Annotated in this window: 6 protein-coding genes; all 6 read right to left on the reverse strand. The window is 63.4% G+C overall.

All coding sequences use genetic code 11. From position 1 onward, the window contains the following. Positions 1-15: 15 nt before the first annotated feature. Genes LI72_RS06620 through LI72_RS06645 form a run of 6 tightly spaced genes read right to left on the reverse strand, consistent with a single transcriptional unit; the run spans position 16 to position 19,934 of the window. Complete coding sequence (locus LI72_RS06620; RefSeq protein ID WP_052129561.1) at positions 16-3,135, reverse strand: efflux RND transporter permease subunit; 3,120 nt, start codon at positions 3,133-3,135, stop codon at positions 16-18. Further along, complete coding sequence (locus LI72_RS06625; RefSeq protein WP_052129562.1) at positions 3,135-4,256, reverse strand: efflux RND transporter periplasmic adaptor subunit; 1,122 nt, start codon at positions 4,254-4,256, stop codon at positions 3,135-3,137. Before LI72_RS06625 ends, LI72_RS06620 begins: the two co-directional genes overlap by 1 nt. Further along, positions 4,249-5,730, reverse strand: coding sequence for an efflux transporter outer membrane subunit (locus LI72_RS06630; protein WP_033924967.1), 1,482 nt, complete (start codon positions 5,728-5,730; stop codon positions 4,249-4,251). Before LI72_RS06630 ends, LI72_RS06625 begins: the two co-directional genes overlap by 8 nt. Positions 5,731-5,734: 4 nt before the next feature. Then, the gene (locus tag LI72_RS06635; protein WP_033924968.1) at positions 5,735-11,143 is read right to left on the reverse strand and encodes a non-ribosomal peptide synthetase; all 5,409 of its coding nucleotides are present in this window, start codon (positions 11,141-11,143) and stop codon (positions 5,735-5,737) included. A 27-nt stretch (positions 11,144-11,170) separates the two neighbouring features. Continuing rightward, complete coding sequence (locus tag LI72_RS06640; RefSeq protein ID WP_033924969.1) at positions 11,171-12,517, reverse strand: MATE family efflux transporter; 1,347 nt, start codon at positions 12,515-12,517, stop codon at positions 11,171-11,173. Continuing rightward, positions 12,507-19,934 (reverse strand): type I polyketide synthase, encoded by a 7,428-nt coding sequence (locus tag LI72_RS06645; protein WP_033924970.1) that lies wholly within the window; start codon positions 19,932-19,934, stop codon positions 12,507-12,509. Before LI72_RS06645 ends, LI72_RS06640 begins: the two co-directional genes overlap by 11 nt. Positions 19,935-19,990: the final 56 nt, after the last annotated feature.

The raw sequence follows: 19,990 nt of genomic DNA on the forward strand, positions 1-19,990 counted from the left end.
CGTATACGTGCCCTTCTATTTGACGGGCACGGCAAGCGGCGCCTCGACCGATGCGGTCGCCGTGTTCCGGCCTCGGGACATCAGCACATACAGGGCCGGAACAAGCACAAGCGAAACAAAGGTGGAGCTGATCAGGCCACCGATCACGGCAATGGCCATGGGTTGGCGAAACTCAGCCCCCTCGCCGAAAGCAAGGGCGGTAGGGATCATTCCTGCGATCATCGCCAGTGATGTCATCAGAATTGGTCTGGCACGTTCCAGGCAGGCCATGATGATGGCAGGGGCGACCGCTTCGCCATCCCGCTGCCTGACAACCGCATTGTCGACGATCAGGATCGAGTTCTTGGCCGCCAGGCCCAGCAGCATCAGCAGTCCGATCAGAGCGGGCAGATCGAGGGCAAAATCACCCGCCAGCAACGCGAGCAGACCGCCTGTCACCGCAGGTAGCAGCGCAGAGAGAATCACCACCGGCCGGCGCATGTCGCCGAAAAGAAGAACCAGCAGCGCATACATCAGCACTATTGCGGTGATGAATACCAGCGCCAGAGACTGGAAAAGCTGCTCCATCGCGCGCTGGTTCCCGATCGAGTTGGTCGAAATGCCGTCTGGCAGATTGCGCATGGCTGGCAGTGCGCGGATCGCGGCAACCGCATCACCAAATTCAGCACCATCCTTGAGATCTGCTTCGATCGTGATCTGACGCTTCTGGTCGAACCGGGTGATCTTTTCCGGAGCCATTTCAAAATCGATCCGCGCCACTGCGCCCAGCGAGGTGACACCTGTGCTGCTGGGCACGCGCAGATCGCGCAACGTATCGAGATCTTGCCTTGCCTCATCGGGCAGGCGCAGACGGATAGCGACCGAATTGTCCGGTTGGGTCAATTGCGCCAGATTTCGATCCGTATCGCCCACGGTTGCCACGCGCAGCACGGCGGCCAGCGCGTCTGCATTGACGCCAAGCCGTGCCATTGCTTCGCGGTCGGGACGCACCACAAGTTCCGGCGCGCCCAACGGATTGGTAAGCCGGGGGTCGTCGACCAGCTTCAGCCCGCGCATTTCGGCGATGACCTGGCTAGCGATTTTGGCCAGCTGGTCCGGATCATCCCCTGTCAGTATCGTAATGACATCTGCACCTGCGGTTTCACCCAGAAAATTGACACGCGCATCGGGCAGAAGCTTGAGGTCATAACGCAACCGCGCGCGAAAATCCTGGGCACTGGTGCTGCGGTCAGGGCGAAAAACGACCGTCAGCGTCGCATCGCGAATATCAGCAAGGCCACGATCGCCGCCCGCGCCGCCCTGGATCTTCGTTCCGGCCTGGGCGAAGACGCTGGCAACCTCTGGCTGCCTGCGAAAAAGCGCTGTCGCTTCGGCAATGGCGTTTTCCATATCACGCGCCGTGCTGCCTGGTGCACCCTGAATCTTCACGAAAATCTGATCGGGATCGCCTGCGGGCTGGAAGCCGGTGGACAGAAGCGGCACGACCATCGTGGTGAGAACCATCATGGCAATACCGGCGGCAGCGACATGCCATGGCCGCGCACAGGCATAGCCCAGCATCCTGCCATAGCGACGCGCAATGGCCGAGCTTGGCTTCTTCTTCTGGTTACGCTCGGGCCTGAGAACGCGAGCCGCCAGTAACGGCGTCAGCAACCGCGCGACCAGCAGCGAAAACAGCACCGCGACCGAGACCATGATTCCGAATTCATGGAAGAACCGACCCGGAACGCCTGCCATGAACGAGACCGGAAGAAAAACCACGACGATGGCAAGCGTGGTGGCCACCACGGCAAGGCCGATCGCGTTCGCCCCCTCGCGCGCTGCGGTGACGGAGTCTTCGCCCCGATCGAGCCGATGGCGGATATTCTCGATCTCCACGATCGCGTCATCAACCAGGATGCCGATCACCAGGGTCAGTGCGAGCAGCGATACGATATTCAGCGTGAACCCGAAGAGCAGCATGACCGCCAGCGTGGGTAGCAAAGATGCCGGCATGGCAATGGCCGCGACTGCGGTAGAGCGCCAGTCACGCAGGAAGAACCAAACTGCGATCGTGGTCAACAAAAGCCCTTCCAGAAGTGCGCGGATGGTTTCATCCAGGCTGGCACGGGTTTGCGCGACGGTAGAATAGAGCGGTTCGATGACCAAATCGGGATAGCGCCGTTTGAGCGCAGCAATTTCGGCTTGCACCTCATCTTCGACTGCCACCTCGCTGCTGCCGCGTGCGCGGGATATCTGGAATGCTACTGCGGGAATGCCGTTGAGCCGCGCAAACTGCCGAACATCGCCGGCCCCATCTCCGATAGTGGCAATATCGTCCAGCCGAACGCTGCGGCCGCCAGGCAGGGGAATGCGTGTCGAACGCAGTTCATCGACGCTGGCGGCAGCATTGACAATACGCAGCGGCTGCTCGCTGCCGCCCAGATTGGCCATGCCACCAGGATCGTCCCTGCTGGTCCGCCGCAGGCTGTCGTTGAGTTGCGCGATGGAAATTCCCAAGGCCGCCATGCGGTTCGGATCGACACTGACGTTGATCTCGCGATCAGTGCCCCCAACGCGTTGCACCGAGCCTACTCCAGGTAGACGTTGCAGGCTGCCGGTTACCTGATCATCGATCAAGCGCGACAGGTCGCCAATGGACCGGCTGGATGAGGTAACGGCATAGGCCAGGATCGGCGTTTCATCGATGCCGATCTGGCGGACAATGGGAGGATCGGAGCCAGCGGGCAAGCTGGCGCGGATCTGGTCTATCCGCGTGCGGACATTGTCGGTCACATCACCCAGATCTTCCTCGATAGGAAACTGGACCACCGTGGTAGAAAGTCCCTGCGCGACCGTTGACACCACGACTTCCACCTTGGGCATGGAAGCGACAGCCTGTTCGATCGGCTTGGTGACGCTGGTCTCGATCTGGCTGGATGAGGCTCCGGGATAGGGAACGCTTATCGAAACCGCCGGAAATGTGATGTCCGGATAGCGCTGGACCGGCAAGAAAAACCAGCTCACCGCGCCCGCAAGCGATAGCAGGACAAAAAGCAAGTACACAGGTACGGGATTGGCGATGGCCCAGCTTGACCATGCCAGTCTGCGCCGCGCCGGTGCCAGGGTCAGGCGCTGGCGGGGGGACATGTCCATCAGTCGCCTACTGCCGTGGGTGGCATCGGCGACACCTTTTCACCGTCGGCGACAAATGCTGCGGACCCTACCAGGATCCGGGTGCCTTCATCGAGCCCGCCTGTCACCTCGACAAAGTCCTGGCCCCGAGCACCGAGCTTGACCGCACGACGGCGTACACGATTGTTGCTGTCGACCACCATCACGCTGGCGCCCGCCGTGTCATACAGCACCGCCTTTTCAGGAATGGCCGGCACAGACCGGGTTCGCAGTTGCAGGCGCGCCGTACCGGACATGCCCGCGATCAGTGCGCCGCCATTCTGGCCTTCCAGTCCGATCCACAGTTCGGCCAGACCTGATTGCTGGTTGATCTGCGCACCAACACGGCGGACCGTGCCGTTGAACTGGCGATTGTCCGCCAACGTCACCGCTGCAGCTGTGCCTGGTCGCAGGTCTGCCAGACGCGCCTCAGGCACCTGCACTCGCAATTCCATCTGCCCGTGCGGCACCAGCACCAGCATCGGACGCGGGGAGGATCCGGTAAGGTCGCCTGGCGCAACATTGCGCTCCACCACCATGGCGGCAGCTGGTGCCCGAAGCGAAAGACGTCCCCGCCGCAGCGCCAGTTCCTTCAGCTGCGCCTCATGCACCTGCAGCGCCGCCCGGGCGCTCTCCACCTTGAAGCGGCGGGCTGAAATCGCTTCGGCTGACAGCACCTGACCAGCTGAAAGACCGGTCGTCCGGGCATTTTCCTGCTCGGCCTGGCGCAGCAAGACCTTATGCTGAGCCACCACCGCCTGCTGCTGGTCGATCTGGGCCTGCAACATGGTCGGATCGAGCTGAACCAGCACTTCATCCTTGCGGACCATGCTGCCGGCATCTGCGCTGACGTGCAGAACCTTGACCCCGGGCATATCGGAGCTGAGCGTCATCGTTTCATGCGGCATCAAAATGCCGCTGGCGTTGATCGAAAGGTCGATGCTGCGCAGTGAGACACTGGCGGTGCGCACTGCGCGCATGGCAGGTTCGCCAGTGGTTGCCGCGATCACAGGGCTTGCATCGAGGTTGCAGCTGGCAGGCAGGAATGCCGCCAGCGCCAACAGGCACGCCGCGTGCAGCCGGGTAAAGTTTTGATCAGCCATTATCGGGTTTCCCCCTTGGGATGTTTGCCAGGGCGCGCTGGTCCCAGCCGCCGCCCAGTGCCTTGAACGCCTGGACGGTTCGGCGCAGCCATTGCAGCCGCGCCAGGATCATGTCTTCGCGGGCCGACCGCAGCTGCCGGTAGGCATTGCGCGCCGTTTCCGGATCGACCAGGCCGCGCTCAAGCCCCTGCTCCATCATGCGCCAGGCCTGCTCTGCCTGAATTTCGGATTCGCTGATGATGCGGAATTGCTCGGCATCCGCTGCCAGCCGCGCCAGAACGCCATCCGCTTCGCCATAGGCAGATTGCACCACCTTCTCGTAATTGCTCACGGCCTGGTTCACACGCGCATCGCTGGCCCGCACTTCCGCCAGCAGCCTGCCGCGATCAAGGATCGGCATCAGTCCCTGAAGCCCAAGCGACCAAAGGCTGGTTGAGAAGCCCTGCGACTGGCGATCCTGCCCGCTGAAGGTATAGCCGGGCGACAGCGTGAAATTGGGGAACAGGTCCAGCTTGGCGAGAGCCTGGTCGCCCAGCGCACCGATCATCTCTTGCTGGGCGATGTGCACATCGGGCCGTCGTTCCAGAAGAATTCCGGGTGCTGTCTGCGGCACCTCAGGCGGCAACGGCAGGTCGGGCAGAATGTCGAGCGATGCCAGGGGAGCGGTTCCCTTGCCGATCAGGACCAGCAGTTCGCGCCGCACCGAATCCAGCTCACCGCGCAGTCCAGCCACCCGGGCGCGGGCACCATTGCGCCGCATCAGCGTCGCCACGCGCTCACCATCGGTCGTGAGGCCGGCCTTGATCTTGCTGTCGAGCGCAGCCAGCGACTGGTTTTCCACGGATTCCGTGAGCCGCGCTTCCTGCATTTCTGCTGCCAGGCCCCTGGCGCGAAACAGGGCATCGGCCACCGATGCGGCCAGCGCGGTACGGACCAGCTCCAACTCATAGGCAGCCTGCTGCATCCGTGACCCCGCGAGCACCGCCGCAGCACGCTTGCGGCCGAACACGTCGAGTTCCCAGGTCACGCCAAAGCTGGCGCTATAGGTATAGGTGCGCCCGGTTTGCACCAGCGGCACATCCACCGGGAGGTTAGGCAGGTTGATATCGCCCGATTCCTGGTTGAGTTCCTGTGCGCTGCCGCCTGCCGCCAGCCCACCCTGGGGATCGAAGCTGCGCAGGATCCTGCTGGCATTGGCCTGGTTTTCGGCCAGCCTTGCTCGGGCAATCTTGACATCTGGCGCAGATTGCAGCGCGGTTTCGATCAGGCGGTCGAGTTGATCGTCGTTGAATGCCAGCCACCATCTTGACAGGTCAGCATCTGCCGCACCCTGTGGTGATCCCTTATCCGCTTCGAACTGATCGGGCATGTCGAAGGACAGCTTGGGCGGCTCGCCCACGTGCACGCAGCCTGTAAGCGCAAGCACTGCCAGAATACTGGCAAATTGGCGGATCGGCAGGCTGGTCATGACCATGGCTTTATGCACCCGCCATGGTAAAGTTTGCGTGAACCATGGCTGGTGCCAGGTGCTGCGCAATGCGTGCGGCCTGATCGACATCCAGCATTGCGTAATGGCCGCAGGTTGCGGGCTGCAGCGATACGGGGTTCGTGGCGTGCGACAGCCAGAGCTGCTCGCGCGCACTATCCCGACCGTCGCCATCTGCACGCAGATAGGCAAGGCGCGGGACTGTTCCTTCAGGTTTCCACATTTGGGCCAAAGCGATATGATGCGAGACCAGCGCATGCTTTTCGGCGGGGACCATGGCCAGCACAGGATGGGGCGATTGGGGCGAGGAGGCCACCTGCGGATAGTCGCTGTCCAGCAACAGCAGCGTGGCGACATCATCCCCTGCCGCCAGCAATTGCCGCGCCATGCAATAGGCAACCATGCCGCCGAAGGAATGGCCCAGCAGATTATAGGGGCCGCGCGGCTGCACCGTGCGTAGCGCCGTGACATAGTCTGCAGCCATGGCGTCGATGCTCGGCGGGAGGGGCGTATCGTCATCAAAGCCCCTTGCCTGCAGCCCCCAGACCTCTCGCCGCGGGGCCAGCTCTCGCATCAACGGCATATAGCCGAAGACACCACCACCGACAGGATGGATGCAGAACAGCGCCGGCCCGGCACCTTGTTGCAGCGGAACCAGCGGGCTGCCGGCCAGTCCGGTCGGATCTTCCATCAATGCCGCGCAATAGGATTTCAGGGTCGGATGAGCGAAGATCAGGCTCACCGGCACCTTCTTGCCCAGCAAGACCTCCAGCCGCGCGGTGAGGCGCAGCGCCGCCAGAGAGTGACCGCCGATGTCAAAAAAATCGCTGTCGGGGCCAAGGGGGCCAGCTCCGGTCAGTTCCGACCACAAGGCTGCAACCTTCTGTTCCAGCGGATCAAGCGATGCAGGCGTCGCGCACCGGAAGGTCTCAGGGCTTGCGGGCGTAGTCTGGTTGCCCGCATCCCAATCACCGCCCCACTCCTGAAGCACTTCGAGTATCGCGATGGCGGGCGCATCAGTCCGGACCATGTGCTGCAGCAGCGCGACAAACCGCTCCGCCAGCGCGGCAATGGTCGCCGGTGCAAACCGGCTGGCGGCGTAGCTGATGTCACCACCATAGCCATCACCATCGGGGGCAAGCGACAGTGCGAGGTCGAAACGAGCAGGCGCGGCAGGCAGATCGACCAGGCGGATCGCCAGCCCCTCCAGCGCCAGAGCCGGAGCCGGGCCGTTCTGCAAAACGAAAAGCGCCTGAAACAGGGGGTGGCGTCCAGGCAGCCGTTCGGGTTTCAGCGCCTGCACCAACTGTTCGAACGGCATGTCCTGGTGCGCCTGCACATCCATCATCTGCGCCGCTGTCTGGCGAACCAGTTCATCGGTTGTCCTTGCTGGATCGATCAGGGTGCGGACGGGCAAGGTGTTGACGTAAAAGCCGATCTGGTTGTCGAGAATGCTGTCATTGCGACCGGCCAGTGCCGTGCCGACCAACAGATCGCGCTGACCGGTCCATTTGCCCAGCAGCAGGCTCCACCCGGACATCAGCACCGCGAATGGACTGGTGCCATGGCGCGCAGCCAGATCGGCCACGGCGCGGCCAAGCTCGCCATCGATGCCCAGCCTGTGCACACCGCCCCCGGTACAGGCCTCGTGCCGATCGCTTGGCAGGTTCAATAAAGTTGGTGCGCCCGCCAGCGCGTCCAGCCAGTAGGCGCGCTGGCGGCTGAGCTCTTCGCCCGAGAGCAATTCGCGCTGCCAGAGCGCATAATCGGCATAATGCAGGCTTAGCGCAGGCCGACATATCTCCGTGCAGCATTGCGCGGCAACATAGCCGCTGGTGAGCTCATCGAGCAGAATGGCTATCGACCAGCCATCTGCGACGATATGGTGCACCGTCAGCGCTGCAACATGCTCATGCTGACCCAGCTTGAAAAGCGCTAGGCGGATCAGGGGCGAGGCCTGCAGTTCGAACGGGCGCAGCGCCTCAGCCATGATGGCCTGTTGCACAACAGCGGCATCTGCGCCTTCGAGATCATGCAGCGCGAACGGGCATTCGACCTGCGGCTCGACGATCTGGACCGGTTCGTCATCACGGGAAACGAAGCGGGTGCGCAGGCTTTCATGGCGGTCGATCACCTGCCCAAGGGCCGTGCGCATCGCGTCCGGATCCAGCGCGCCCTCGATGCGGAAGATGAGCGGAATGTTATAGGCGGCGCTGCCGGGCTCCAGCCGATCGAGAAACCAGAGCCGTTCCTGAGCAAAAGAGAGCGGCAATGGGTCAGGACGCGGCGAGCGCGCCACAAGTGCTGGCCGGTCGGTTGTGCGCGCGGCCGCCCGGATGGCCTGAGCGAGGCTCGCTACTGTCGGCGCTTCATAGACCGAGCGTATCCGCAACTCCGCCCCGGTTTCCTCGCGCAGCCGCCCGACCAGACGCGTCGCGAGCAGCGAATGCCCGCCCATTGCGAAGAAATCATCATCGGCATCGACCGAAGGAAGATTGAGAAGATCACAGAAAAGGGCAGCCACCTGCTGCTCCAGCGCACCTTCGGGCTGGCGCTGCACGCCAGCGGTACGTTCGGGACCGGGATCGGGGAGTGCTCGCTGGTCAAGCTTGCCATTGGTGGTGAGCGGTAGCCGATCGAGAGGCATGATGGCGCTGGGCACCATGTAGCTGGGAAGCGCATCGGCGATCTGGTCGCGCAATGCGGCGATATCCAATGCCGTCTCTTCGCGCGGGACCACATAACCCAGCAGTCTCAGTGCGCCGGTAGCATCGGGCCGGGCGATCACTGCGACCGACTGGACATCGGGATTCGCCAGCAGCTGCGCCTCGATCTCGCTCACTTCGATACGATGTCCGCGTATCTTGACCTGGCCGTCGACCCTACCGAGGAAAAGCACCTCACCATCCTCCCGCCAGGCGGCCAGGTCTCCGGTGCGATAGATGCGCCCATAATCGCTGTCGATGAACCGCGCGGCGGTCAGGTCTGGCGCGCCGAGATAGCCCTGCGCCAGGCCAGATCCACCGATATACAGCTCACCGACATGGCCGATGCCGGTCTGGCGGAGATGGTCATCCAGAATGAAGAAGCTGTAATTCGGGAGCGGTCGTCCGATCGGCAGGCTCTTGGCATCGCCAGAAAGATCGGCCGGAACCATATAGGCGCTGGCATCGACCGTTGCCTCGGTGGGACCGTACATGTTCACGACCTGCGTGCCGTTGAGCGCGGCGCGCAGACGGCGAGCAAGCGCAGCAGACAACGGCTCTCCCCCCAGCATCAACCGCTTCAGCCGTGCAGTGTCGGGCGCGCCTTCCAGCATCGCTTCGAAGAAGGACGGGACCGAATTGATATGGGTGACGGCATGGTTTGCCAGGAATTCCCAGAATTGCGCCGGGCTCATCATCCGCACATCGGGCGCGACGACCACGCAGGCGCCGCGCAGCAATGGCAGCAACAACTGGCCGATGGATACATCGAAGCCGACCGAAATTGCCGCGAGCACCCGGTCTCCGGGGCCGATCGGATCGTGCGGCTGACGCGCCGCATCCAGATTGGCAATCGCGCGGTGCGGAACGACAACGCCCTTGGGTGTGCCGGTGGAGCCCGAGGTGAAGATGACATAGGCGGGATCGCCCGGCACTGCCTCAATGTCGATGCTGGGCCGTGCTGCCAGGCGGTCGACCTGTTCAGGCGTCAGCATCGGGAAGGAACCGGCCAGAGCGGCCTCCCATGCCCCCCAGGTGAGCACCATGCGGGCTTCTGCCGCCTGCAGCATCGCCAGCGCGCGCGCCTCGGGCTGGCTGGGATCGATCGGAAGATAGACAGCACCGATTTTGAGCAGCCCGATCAGCGCGGCAATCGTGTCGCAGGATCGTTCCAGAATGACCGCAACGACATCGCCCCGGGCAACACCACGGGCGGCAAAGCTGGCGGCGAAACCATCCGATAGCGCGTCGATCTGCTTGTAGGACCAGCTCTGATCGCCTTCCATCACCGCATGTTCGTCGCCATGCCGGGCCACGGCCTCGGCAAAAAGCGCAACCGGCAGCGTGCTGCTCAGCGCCATCCCCGGCCCGGTCTCGAAGCCGGCGATGCGGGCCGCTTCGCCCTTGGCGAGCGCGGACAGTGCGTTGACCTTGGCCGTCGGTCGTTCCAGCAGCCTTTCGATCACAGCCGCGATGCGATCGGCGATCCGGGCGACTTCTGCAGCGCCGAGGCGGGCAGGATCATGCCCGAAGGTGATGACCAACGATCCATCCACCTGTTCACGCATGAACACCGAAAGCGGGGAATGTTCCTGTCCGGACTGGGGCTGAATGCTGGCTGGCATGTCACCCAGGCGCGGCATACCCATGGCGGGCGGTGGCAGGATGCTGACCGCGACCTCGAACAGCCCATCCTGATCGCGGCCATTGCCGCCCAGCGCGCGGCCGATGGCATCCATCGGGACGCGCTGGTGCTTCATGTCGACATCCAGTTGCGCGGCCATGGTTCGCAATGCCTCGGCCAGCGGCAGCGCCGGGTCGAAGGTGCAGCGGAAGGGCAGCACCCGGGCAAACTGGCCAACCGTCTCCAGATGATCGTTCGGGCGGCCATGCAGGGCCATGCCGATCATCAGGTCATCCCGCCCGAAGCGGCGGCCCAGCGCCAGGCCGGTGATCGCCACCAGGGCACGATGGGCGGTTGTGCCGATCGCGCGGGCCGCTTCTGCCAATGCGGCATAGCGTTCCGTGCTCAGCTCGACCCGGGCATCGCTAAGGCTGCCATCGCCGATCACGGCCCCCAGCAGCGGTTCTGGCAGACCGGCAAGCCGGTCACGCCAGTAGTCAAGGTCTGCCGCCATCGCATCTGATCCGGCATAAGCCGCATCATTGGCAATGCTTTCGATGAAAGAGGTGGCTCGCGAACCGGGATATTGCGCGCCCTCGGGCGCCCCATAAGCCAGCGCCCAGTCGTCGCGCACGCGTCCGATCGAAAGACCATCGACCACCAGATGGTGCCCGGCGACAAGCACCGCCCAGTCGTCCGTGCCAGCCTGGATGGCCTCGACGCGAAAGAGCGGGTCCGCTCCCAGCGCAAAGCCCCGGCGCGTGCATTGCAGCAGATGGGCGGAAAGCTCTGCGACATCGGCCCGATGAACCATCCCAAAGGGCAGCGCACCATAATCGGCCGCGACCAGCCGCTGTCGGGGCTGGTCTGCATCGATGCGCAGACGCAGCGCCTGGTGATCGGCGATCACTGCCGCAGTCGCCCGCTCAGCGCGCTGCGGATCCAGCCTGCCCTTGCCGACAAGCACCGTGCCCACCTGATAGGCAGCCGGGTTTTCCAGCATGGCGCAGTCGAGCCAGATCGCCTGCTGGGCGCTGGAAAGATCATGCCAGATCCGGCTTTGGTCAGACATAGGGTGGCGTTCCGTCTTGTGTTAGGTTCAGGATGCAGGCTGGTGCTGCAGCGATCGAGCAGTCGCGGTTGATGCTGTCGCCATCAGGCAAAGTCCCATTGCGACGAGGCGCCCAAAGCTGGTCAGGACGATGGCGTGGACGATGCCGGCAAGCCCCTGGCCCTGGCCAAAGGCGAGCCACCAGCCCAGCGGCACGGCCAATGCCATGGATGTTGCCTGGATGACGGCTGGAGCAACGAATATCTGCCGACCGCGCATGATGCTGAGCAGCAACAGGCTCAAGCCATCCAATCCCATGACGGCTGCGCTGTACGGCAGCAGCGCGGCCAGCGATGTCGCCATGGTTCCATGCGGCGCATAGACGCTCGCCACCCAGGGAGCGCCGACGGCTAGCGCCAGCGCGGGCAGCGCAACGATCGCGGCAAGCCTGGTGAAATCGGGCATCACCGGATGATGCCGGTTGCGCCCAACGCGCAAGCTCAACGCATCGCCCAGACCGCTGACCACAATCATCACCGGAAGGTTGAGCGCCCAGCAGGCACAGTAAACCGCTAACGGCTCCGCACCCACGCGACCGGCCAGCATGGTCAGCGTCATGCCAAAAATGTGCATGGTGAAGGCGATGGCCATGGCCGCGAACCCTGCAGAGCGCTGCCGCTTCGCGCCCGGATCTGCCGTGCCCCCCTTGGATGCATTGTCCTGCATGCTGCGCCAATGCCGGTGCAACAGCACGGCCAGAGCCACAAACAGCCCGCCACGCACAATCGCTGTCGCCATGACTGCCCCCATTGCCCCCAAGGCAGGCACGCCAGCGCCGCCGCCGATCAACCACAGGTCAAGCGCAAGGTTGGCGGCATTGGCGCACAGGACCGCCTTGGAAACGGTCGCGGCACGACCGGTGCCTTCAAGGCAGACGGCGCAGGCAATTGCCAGCAGGCCTGCCAGCCCGCCAAGCGCTGCAACCGGGAAGAGCGCTGCCGTTCCGGGAATCAGCTTTGCAGGTTGTCCCCATGCGGTCAGAAACCCTGCTGCAAATGGAGACAGGGCAATCAGCACAAGGCCCAGGACGGCCGCTGCCAGCATGGCGCGCCGCCAGAGCCTGATCGCCGCATCCATCCCGCCGGCGGCAAAGGCTGCCGCCATCAATGGCAAAGCACTGACGGTAAAGGCGATGGCAATATCGAGCCCCCGGCCAAAGCTGCTCTCCAGCAGGGCCGCCTGTGCCAGTTGCCCGGAATCGTGACGCGACAGCAGGACAATGTCGGTCAGCCCCATCAGCGCCAGCCCGACGCGCGACACGACCATCGGCACCGCATCGCCCAGCAGGCTTTGCGGTGCCGTCTTGTCTGGATTGTCTAGCGCATCAGGCTGCATCGGCGACGGGGGCCGCAGCAGCAGGTGCCTGCTCGGCAGACTGCGCCTTGAAGCCACGCATCACGACCGAGACAACGCCATTGATGGTGCCGGCCTGGATCATCTGCATCACGGAGACCGGCTTGCCGATCTCCTGCTCCAGCGATTCTGCCAGTTCGACGGCCATCAGCGAATCGAGCCCCATTTCCGCAAGCGTGCGATCCGCCTCGATCTGGCTGGCGGCCGCGCCAATCACGCGCGCGACCTGTTCACGCACCAGATTGGTCAGTACCTCCATGCGCTCTTCTTCACTCATGGCTTCCAGCGCGGCAGCGAGGGTGGATCCCTGATCGCCCGTCACCGATACGCCCTGCGGAACGAGATTGCGGAAGCGCGGCAACCGCGTTCCTGGCAGAGACTGGCCCAGCCGCATGAGATTGAACTGCGAGGCAGCGACGCGCGTGGCATCGACGGTGAGCAACCGGCCCAGCTCTGCAAGAGCATCCTGCACCGGCGTTGCGGCCATGCCTGCGCGGTTTTCCAGCATTTCCTCGACATGCGTGTTGCGGGTGAGGAAGCCTGCGCCCTTGATCGCACCCCAGCCCACCGACAGCGCGGGAAGCCCCTCTGCACGGCGCAGCTGCGCGAGGGCATCAAGGAACAGGTTTGCGCCGACATAGATGCCCTGGCCGGGATTTCCGACGACAGCGCTGGACGACGAATAGAGCACGAAGGCTTCAATCGGATCGCCACGGGTCAGTTCGTGCAGGTTCCATGCGCCCTGCATCTTGGCGGACTGGACCCGGTGGCACAGATCCCGCTGGATCATGATGACCGGCGCATCCTCGATCACCGCAGCGGCATGCACCACGCCACGAATCGGCCCAAGCTCTGCCCGAACCTCATCCAGCGCCGCAGCCAGTGCGGCACGATCGGCCACATCCACGGCGATCGGCTTTACCTTGACGCCCGCTGCAGCAAAGGCGGCGAGCGCGGCCTCCGCCTCCTCGGTTGCAGCCCCGCGGCGGCCCATCAGCGCGAGCTGGCTCACACCGTTTTCGGCAAGCCATTGCGCGGTGGTGAGGCCAAAGCCGGCCAGGCCACCTGTGACCACGAACGGGCCATCCTTCGGCAGGCTGAGCGATGCAGCCGGCACAATGGGGGCCGCGCGGCCATCGGCCTCAGGCAGAGTGATGACGATCTTGCCGATATGCTTCGATGCCTGCATCAGGCGGAACGCTTCGTCGGAGCGTGCGATCGGGAAGGTCTGGTGCGGCAGCGGGCGCAGCGCGCCCGAAGCGAACAGCGCAGAGATTTCGGCGAAAAGCTCTGTCGCCAGCTCGGCCCGTTCGACCAGCAGCGTATCGGCGTCGATGCCAAAATAGCTCAGGTTCTGGCGGAATGGACGCAGCCCGATGCGGCTATTGGCATAAAGGTCGCGCTTGCCGATCTCAAGGAAGCGGCCGAATGGCTTGAGCAGCGACAGGCTGCGCGTGATCGCTTCGCCTGCCAGCGAGTTCAGCACCACATCGACACCCTTGCCGTCAGTCAGGCGCATGACATCCTCGGCAAAGGCCAGCGATCGCGAGCTGAGCACATGATCGGCACCCATGTCCCGCACCAGACGCTGCTTGTCAGCAGAGCCTGCGGTTGCAAACACGGTTGCGCCCTTCAGCTTGGCGATCTGCAATGCGGCCAGGCCCACGCCCCCTGCGGCCCCATGAATTAGCACCGTCTCGCCCTTGCGCAGACGTGCGAGATGATCGAGCGCATACCAGGCGGTGATGAAGGTCGTGGGAATGGTTGCAGCTTCAACCAGGCCCAGGTTATCGGGCAACAGGCCGATGCCATCGGCGCGGGTTGTGACATGCGTGCCGAAGGTCGATGAGGCAAAGCCCATCACCCGATCGCCGGGCTTCACATGCGTAACCTCCGAACCGACACGTTCGACGATGCCGGAACATTCCATACCGATGGTTGCGCCTGAGAAACCGTGTTCGACGGCTTCTTCGGGCAGCATTCCCATGGTCCACAGCACATCGCGGAAGTTGAGACCGGCAGCGGCAACCCGCACCTCGACCTCATCAGCACCGGGTGCCTTGCGTTCGATCGCGGTCAGGTGAAGCGAATCCAGTCCGCCTTGCGGACGGCAGGCCAAGCGGAAGGCTTCGCCGGTAGATGCCTTGCCCGAAATTCTGGCGAGCCCCGAATGGCTGGCCTCGCGCACACGGGCGATAAGGCGCATGCCATCCGCCAGCTGCATTTCGGATTCGTCACCGGTGGAAAGCAGTGCACGTGCCGTGTCCAGACCGGCAACAGCATCATCGGCTGACGCATGAACATCGAGCACCTTGGCTTTCAGTCCGCCCATCTCGTTGAGCAGCACGCGAACAAGCCCCAGCGCCGTTGCCTGGAACGGATCGAGCGGACCGCGAGCCATGGTGGCCAGTGCACCGCGCGTCACGACGCGCAGATGCATCGGCCCTACACGATCTGGCACGTTGATCTGATACTGCTCCATGGCGCGAGCCAAGGCAACCAGACTGTAGCAGCGCAGATCCTCATACGCGAGCAGCGCATCGGCGCTTTCTGGATCGGCGGTGCGGTTCCAGCCGGCGAGGTGCACGAATTCATCGGCATCCTCTTCGGCCACCAGCCGCTCCATCGCCTCATCGGACAGATCGTCCGGCCCGATCACGCGAATGCGCACAGGCGCTTCATCGCTCGACAGCGCCTTTGCAAGGGCCTCAACATAGGGTGTACCCGCTTCGGCCTCGGTCAGCACCAACGTGCGCTTGCGACCATCTGCAACAATCTGGGGCATCACGACAGAGGCCGGGGCGCTGCGGCGTGCGAGCACCAGCTCGCTGCCAAGCGGACCCTCTACCGCTTTCACGCTCAGCATCTCACCCAGTTCATCAGCGCTTGCGGCCATGGTGGATTCGGTGCTGCCGTGGATCAGTGTGGCCGTGCGACTGGGCAGGGCATGGAGTCCAACGATCACCCCGCCCGGTGCCAGGTGGCGCACCAACCGCGCGACATCCTCGAACCGCGATGTCACGACGAGATCGAACGCCTCATCGGGTACGACCCCTTCCAAATAGGTTGCGGTGCGGACGAAATGGTGGCGTGCGAAGCGATGTTCGGCGCGGCCGACCAGGCCTTCATCGCTATCGGTGAACAGATAGTCGCAGCGTTCCGGCGGCAGGTGTGGCAGCACGGCTGCCGTCAGGCCACCATGGCGACCATCGCATTCAAGGATACGGATCGCTCGGCCGTTGGGCCAGGCAGCAACGACCGCCTGCACCATTTGCGCAAGCGCGCGGTTGGCGCTTTCACGGCCAGGTGCGCCATCCTCCAGTATCTCGGCCATGGCGATGCGGGGCTCGGTCTCGCCACGCAGCCGCGCTGGCAGTTCTGATCCTGCTGCGGATACGGCGATGAGTTCTGCCACCCATTCGGGCCGCGCGAGCATCAGTTCGCGTACCAATGCACCTGGTAGCGGTGCTGCCGCGTCTTCGATAACAGTCCAGCGGCCCGTACTCTCATCGCGTGACAACAGGCCGTCTGCCTCTGCCATTGCAACAATCGCCCGCAACATCGGACGCTGCTCTTCGGCCACTTCGCCTTCTACCGCCAGATTGGCGATGGTGAAACTGTCAAGGTCAGGCGCCAGCGTGCGAATGGCCTGCCAGCCATAGGCGCCGACCAGCCGGTCAAGGCCTGCAGAAACCTGGCCATCGTCTGCTCGCACAACAAGACCGGCTTGTTCGGTCAAAGCTGCCAATTCGGGCAGCACCAGATCACCGTGCGAACGCGGTTGCCAATCGGGATCGACGCGCCAGTCTTCCACCATCAGGGTCAGAATTGCAGGCTTGAACTCAACCTTCTGGAAACGGGCGCCTTTCAGGCTGAGGACGATATTGCCTTCCATATCGGCAAGGTCGATATCGGCCACACCGGACCGGCTGGATTCGCTGACCAGCCGACCATGGCACCAGAGTTTCTTGCCCAGGCGGCCAAAGCAGATCAGGCGTTCGACAAAGACCGGAATGGTGGCGCAGGCGCGCGGATCACCATTGGCAATCAGGGCAACCAGCGCCTGCAGGGCACCATCGACCATGGCGGGATGAGCGAAATTGTCCTCCAGCCCCTTGTCGTCGATCCAGTCGAGCGAGATTTCGGCAAAGACTTCGCGCTGCGGTTGATCAGCAGGCGTCAGCGCAGCAAAGCGCAGCCCCTGGAACATCGGGCCATAATGTAGGCCGCGACGGGCGCATTCAGCATAATGCTGCTCATTATCGACCAGGTTCGACATGCGATTGCGGATAGCCAGCGGATTGATCCGCGCAGGGAAAAGCCCGTCCAGCTTGCTGGCGCGGCACTTGGCGTGCACCGTCCATTCATCGGCCTCGCGCGTGAGCCTCGAGCGGATATGGACGGTACCATCAGCGCTGTCGATCGTTGTCTGGGCGATCGGCTCTGCACCATCGGCCAGTACCAGCGGCCGCTGAATTTCGAGGGACTCCAGCACGATCTGTTCACTGCCGGTCTGCCAGCGTCCGGCCGCCAGCATCATCTCGATATAGCCTGCCGCCGGGAACAGCGGCATGTCCTGGATGACATGGTCCTTCAGGTGCGGTTGCAGCACGGTCTGGATGGTGTTGGTCCAGACGCCGTCGGCACCCGGTGCACGGGCACCGAGCAGGCCATGATCGCGCTCGACAGGCACAATGGCATCGGGAAGATCATATCGGCCACGCCAATGACGCTGGCGCTGCCATGGAAACGCCGGAAGCTTCAATGTGCGGTCTACTACCGGGAACATGGCGACGGGCGATCCACCGCCGGCCGCATAGACATCGGCAATCGCCTGGCGCAGCGTCGGCATCTCGGGTGCAGCGACCTTTGACGACGGGCGGCGCAAGCTGTTGAGCGCAGTGACGCCGGACGCGCCAATCGCCTTGGCGACTTGGAGCACATAGTCCTTCAGCACCGGGTGGGGGCCAACTTCGAGGAAACAGGCAATGCCGAGCGTCTCGATGACCGTTTTTGCGCCGGCATCAAAGGCGACAGGTTCGCGGATGTTGCTCCACCAGTAGTCGGTGCCCAGTTCCGGTCCCTCAAGCACCTCGCCAGATACGGTCGAAACGAACGGTACGCTCGCCTTGCTCGCTTCAAGCCCTGCCAGCGCATCAAGCAATGGCTGCTTGATGGGGTCCATGGCGCGGGTGTGGAAGGCATATTCCAGGGGAAGGATGCGCACGAACTGCGATTGTTCGGTCAGATGGGCTTCGAGCTGCTCAAGCCCGGCGAGCGGCCCAGCTACGGTGACAGCCTTTGCGGAATTGACGGCGGCGATCTCGATGTCATCACCAAGCCCGAGCGCCGCGATGGTCGATTCTGCATCCTTGCGCGACAGGCCGATTGCGGCCATGCGCCCGGCGCCCCGCGTTTTGGCCTGCTGCTGACTGCGGTGATAGATCACGCGCGTTGCTTGGTCGAGGCTGAGCGCACCTGATGCCCAGGCCGCCGCAGCTTCGCCCACCGAATGGCCGAAGACCGCAGCCGGGGTAATCCCGGCCTTCGCCAGAACCTTTACCAGCGCCACCTGCTGTGCGAATAGCAGCGGCTGGGCGATTTCGGTCAGGCTGATCTCGGTTTCTTCCTCCGGCTTGCCCATTCGCTCGATTAGCGACCAGCCCGACAGCGGAACAAAGACGGCATCGACGTCCTGTAGCGCCTCGCGGAAGGGCGGGCATTCGGCCAGCAGCTCGCGGCCCATGCCCCACCATTGCGGACCATTGCCAGAAAAGACAAACGCAAGGTTCTGCGTTCCTGCAGCGACGGTCGCATTGTATTTCCGCGTGGCGATGGCCGAGCCGACCGCATCCTCGCGCCATTGTTTGAGGCGCTCGGCTGCTTCGGCCGCGCTATCGGCGGGGACTGCAAGGCGCAGCGGGTGGAGCGATCGGGCGCGCAGCGATGCGGCACGGATGGCAAGCCACTGCGCTTCATCGGCCTGTTCCAGCCGCGCGATATAGTCATCGGCCAGGGCTTCAAGCGCGCCCTGGTTATGCGCCGAAAGCACCAGAAATCCGTCCCAGTCGGCGAGCGGACGCTCCGCTGCCGATCGCGCGGTATCATCATTGGCCGAACGATATTCCTGCAGCACCATATGGGCATTGGTGCCGCCAAATCCGAACGAGTTGATACCAAAGACCAGCGGCTTTTCCCGGTCTGGCAGGGGAACCGGCTGATCGACGACCTTCAGTTTCCACTCGTCAAACTCAATCTTGGGATTGGGCGTGTCGAAATGCAGATTGGCAGGCAATGTCCGGTGGCGGAGCGACAGCAGTACCTTGGTCAGACCCGCGATACCGGCACCCGATTCCAGATGCCCGATATTGGATTTGACCGAGCCCATGTGACACACCGAGCCATCGCTGCGCGGCGAACCCAGCACCCGGCCAATGGCGCCGCATTCGATCGGATCGCCTGCCGCAGTGCCGGTGCCATGCGCCTCGACATAGAAAACGTCTTCGGCGTTGACTCCGCTGGCACCATAGACCTGTCGCAGCAACGCTTCCTGGGCATCGCCATTGGGCAGCGCCAGGCCCATGGTGCGACCGTCCGAGTTGACGGCCGTTGCGCGGACGACAGCCAGGATCGGATCACCATCACGCTCCGCATCCTCAAGCCGTTTCAGGATAAGTATGCCGCCGCCCTCGGCGCGGACGTAGCCGTTGCCGCTGGCATCAAAGCTTTTGCACCGACCATCGGGCGAGAGCATGGATGCACGGGAAAAGCCGACAAATGGGCGCGGGCTGACCAGGATGTTCACGCCACCTGCGACAGCCATTGCGATTTCGCCGTGCGCCAGCGCCTGGCAGGCCTGGTGGATGGCGACCATGCTGGATGAGCAGGCCGTGTCGATCGACATGGAAGGCCCATGGAAATCGAAGATATAGGAAATCCGGTTGGAACAGATCGAAATGGCGCTGCCGATATTGGTATAGGCATTGGGTGACTCATCGCCCGACAGATTGAGTTGAGCGTAATCGTTTGCAGAAAGGCCTATAAAAACACCGGAGCGTGATCCTGTAATGCTGGCCGGAACAATGCCTGCGCTTTCCAGAGCTTCCCAGGTCAGTTCCAGCATCAATCGGTGCTGTGGATCAACCTGCTTGGCCTCACGCGGCGACATGCCAAAGAATTCGGCATCGAACAGGTCAATCCGGTCCAGAAAACCGCCCGCAGCAGTATAGACGCGATTGGTGTCGGTGCTGCCCGGCACGGTATGGCCGATATCCCAGCGCTCGCCTTTAGCCTCGGTGACGGCATCAAGCCCTTCAGTCAGGTTCTTCCATAAGGTATCCAGATCAGGCGCTTTGGGATAGCGCCCCGCCAGCCCCACGATCGCGATGGGATGGGTCATGCACATAGAATCAGATTGCTGCATGGATACGGTGAACGGTGCGGCGGCAGTGGCCT

It is taken from the genome of Sphingomonas sp. 35-24ZXX (assembly GCF_000786215.1).
In the GTDB taxonomy this organism is placed as follows: domain Bacteria; phylum Pseudomonadota; class Alphaproteobacteria; order Sphingomonadales; family Sphingomonadaceae; genus Blastomonas.

Bases quoted from the DNA above. Each gene is read 5' to 3' on its own strand.
- LI72_RS06630 (WP_033924967.1), bottom strand. From the start codon at position 5,730: ATGGTCATGACCAGCCTGCCGATCCGCCAATTTGCCAGTATTCTGGCA.
- LI72_RS06635 (WP_033924968.1), bottom strand. From the start codon at position 11,143: ATGTCTGACCAAAGCCGGATCTGGCATGATCTTTCCAGCGCCCAGCAG.
- LI72_RS06640 (WP_033924969.1), bottom strand. From the start codon at position 12,517: ATGCAGCCTGATGCGCTAGACAATCCAGACAAGACGGCACCGCAAAGC.
- LI72_RS06625 (WP_052129562.1), bottom strand. From the start codon at position 4,256: ATGGCTGATCAAAACTTTACCCGGCTGCACGCGGCGTGCCTGTTGGCG.
- LI72_RS06645 (WP_033924970.1), bottom strand. From the start codon at position 19,934: ATGACCCATCCCATCGCGATCGTGGGGCTGGCGGGGCGCTATCCCAAA.
- LI72_RS06620 (WP_052129561.1), bottom strand. From the start codon at position 3,135: ATGGACATGTCCCCCCGCCAGCGCCTGACCCTGGCACCGGCGCGGCGC.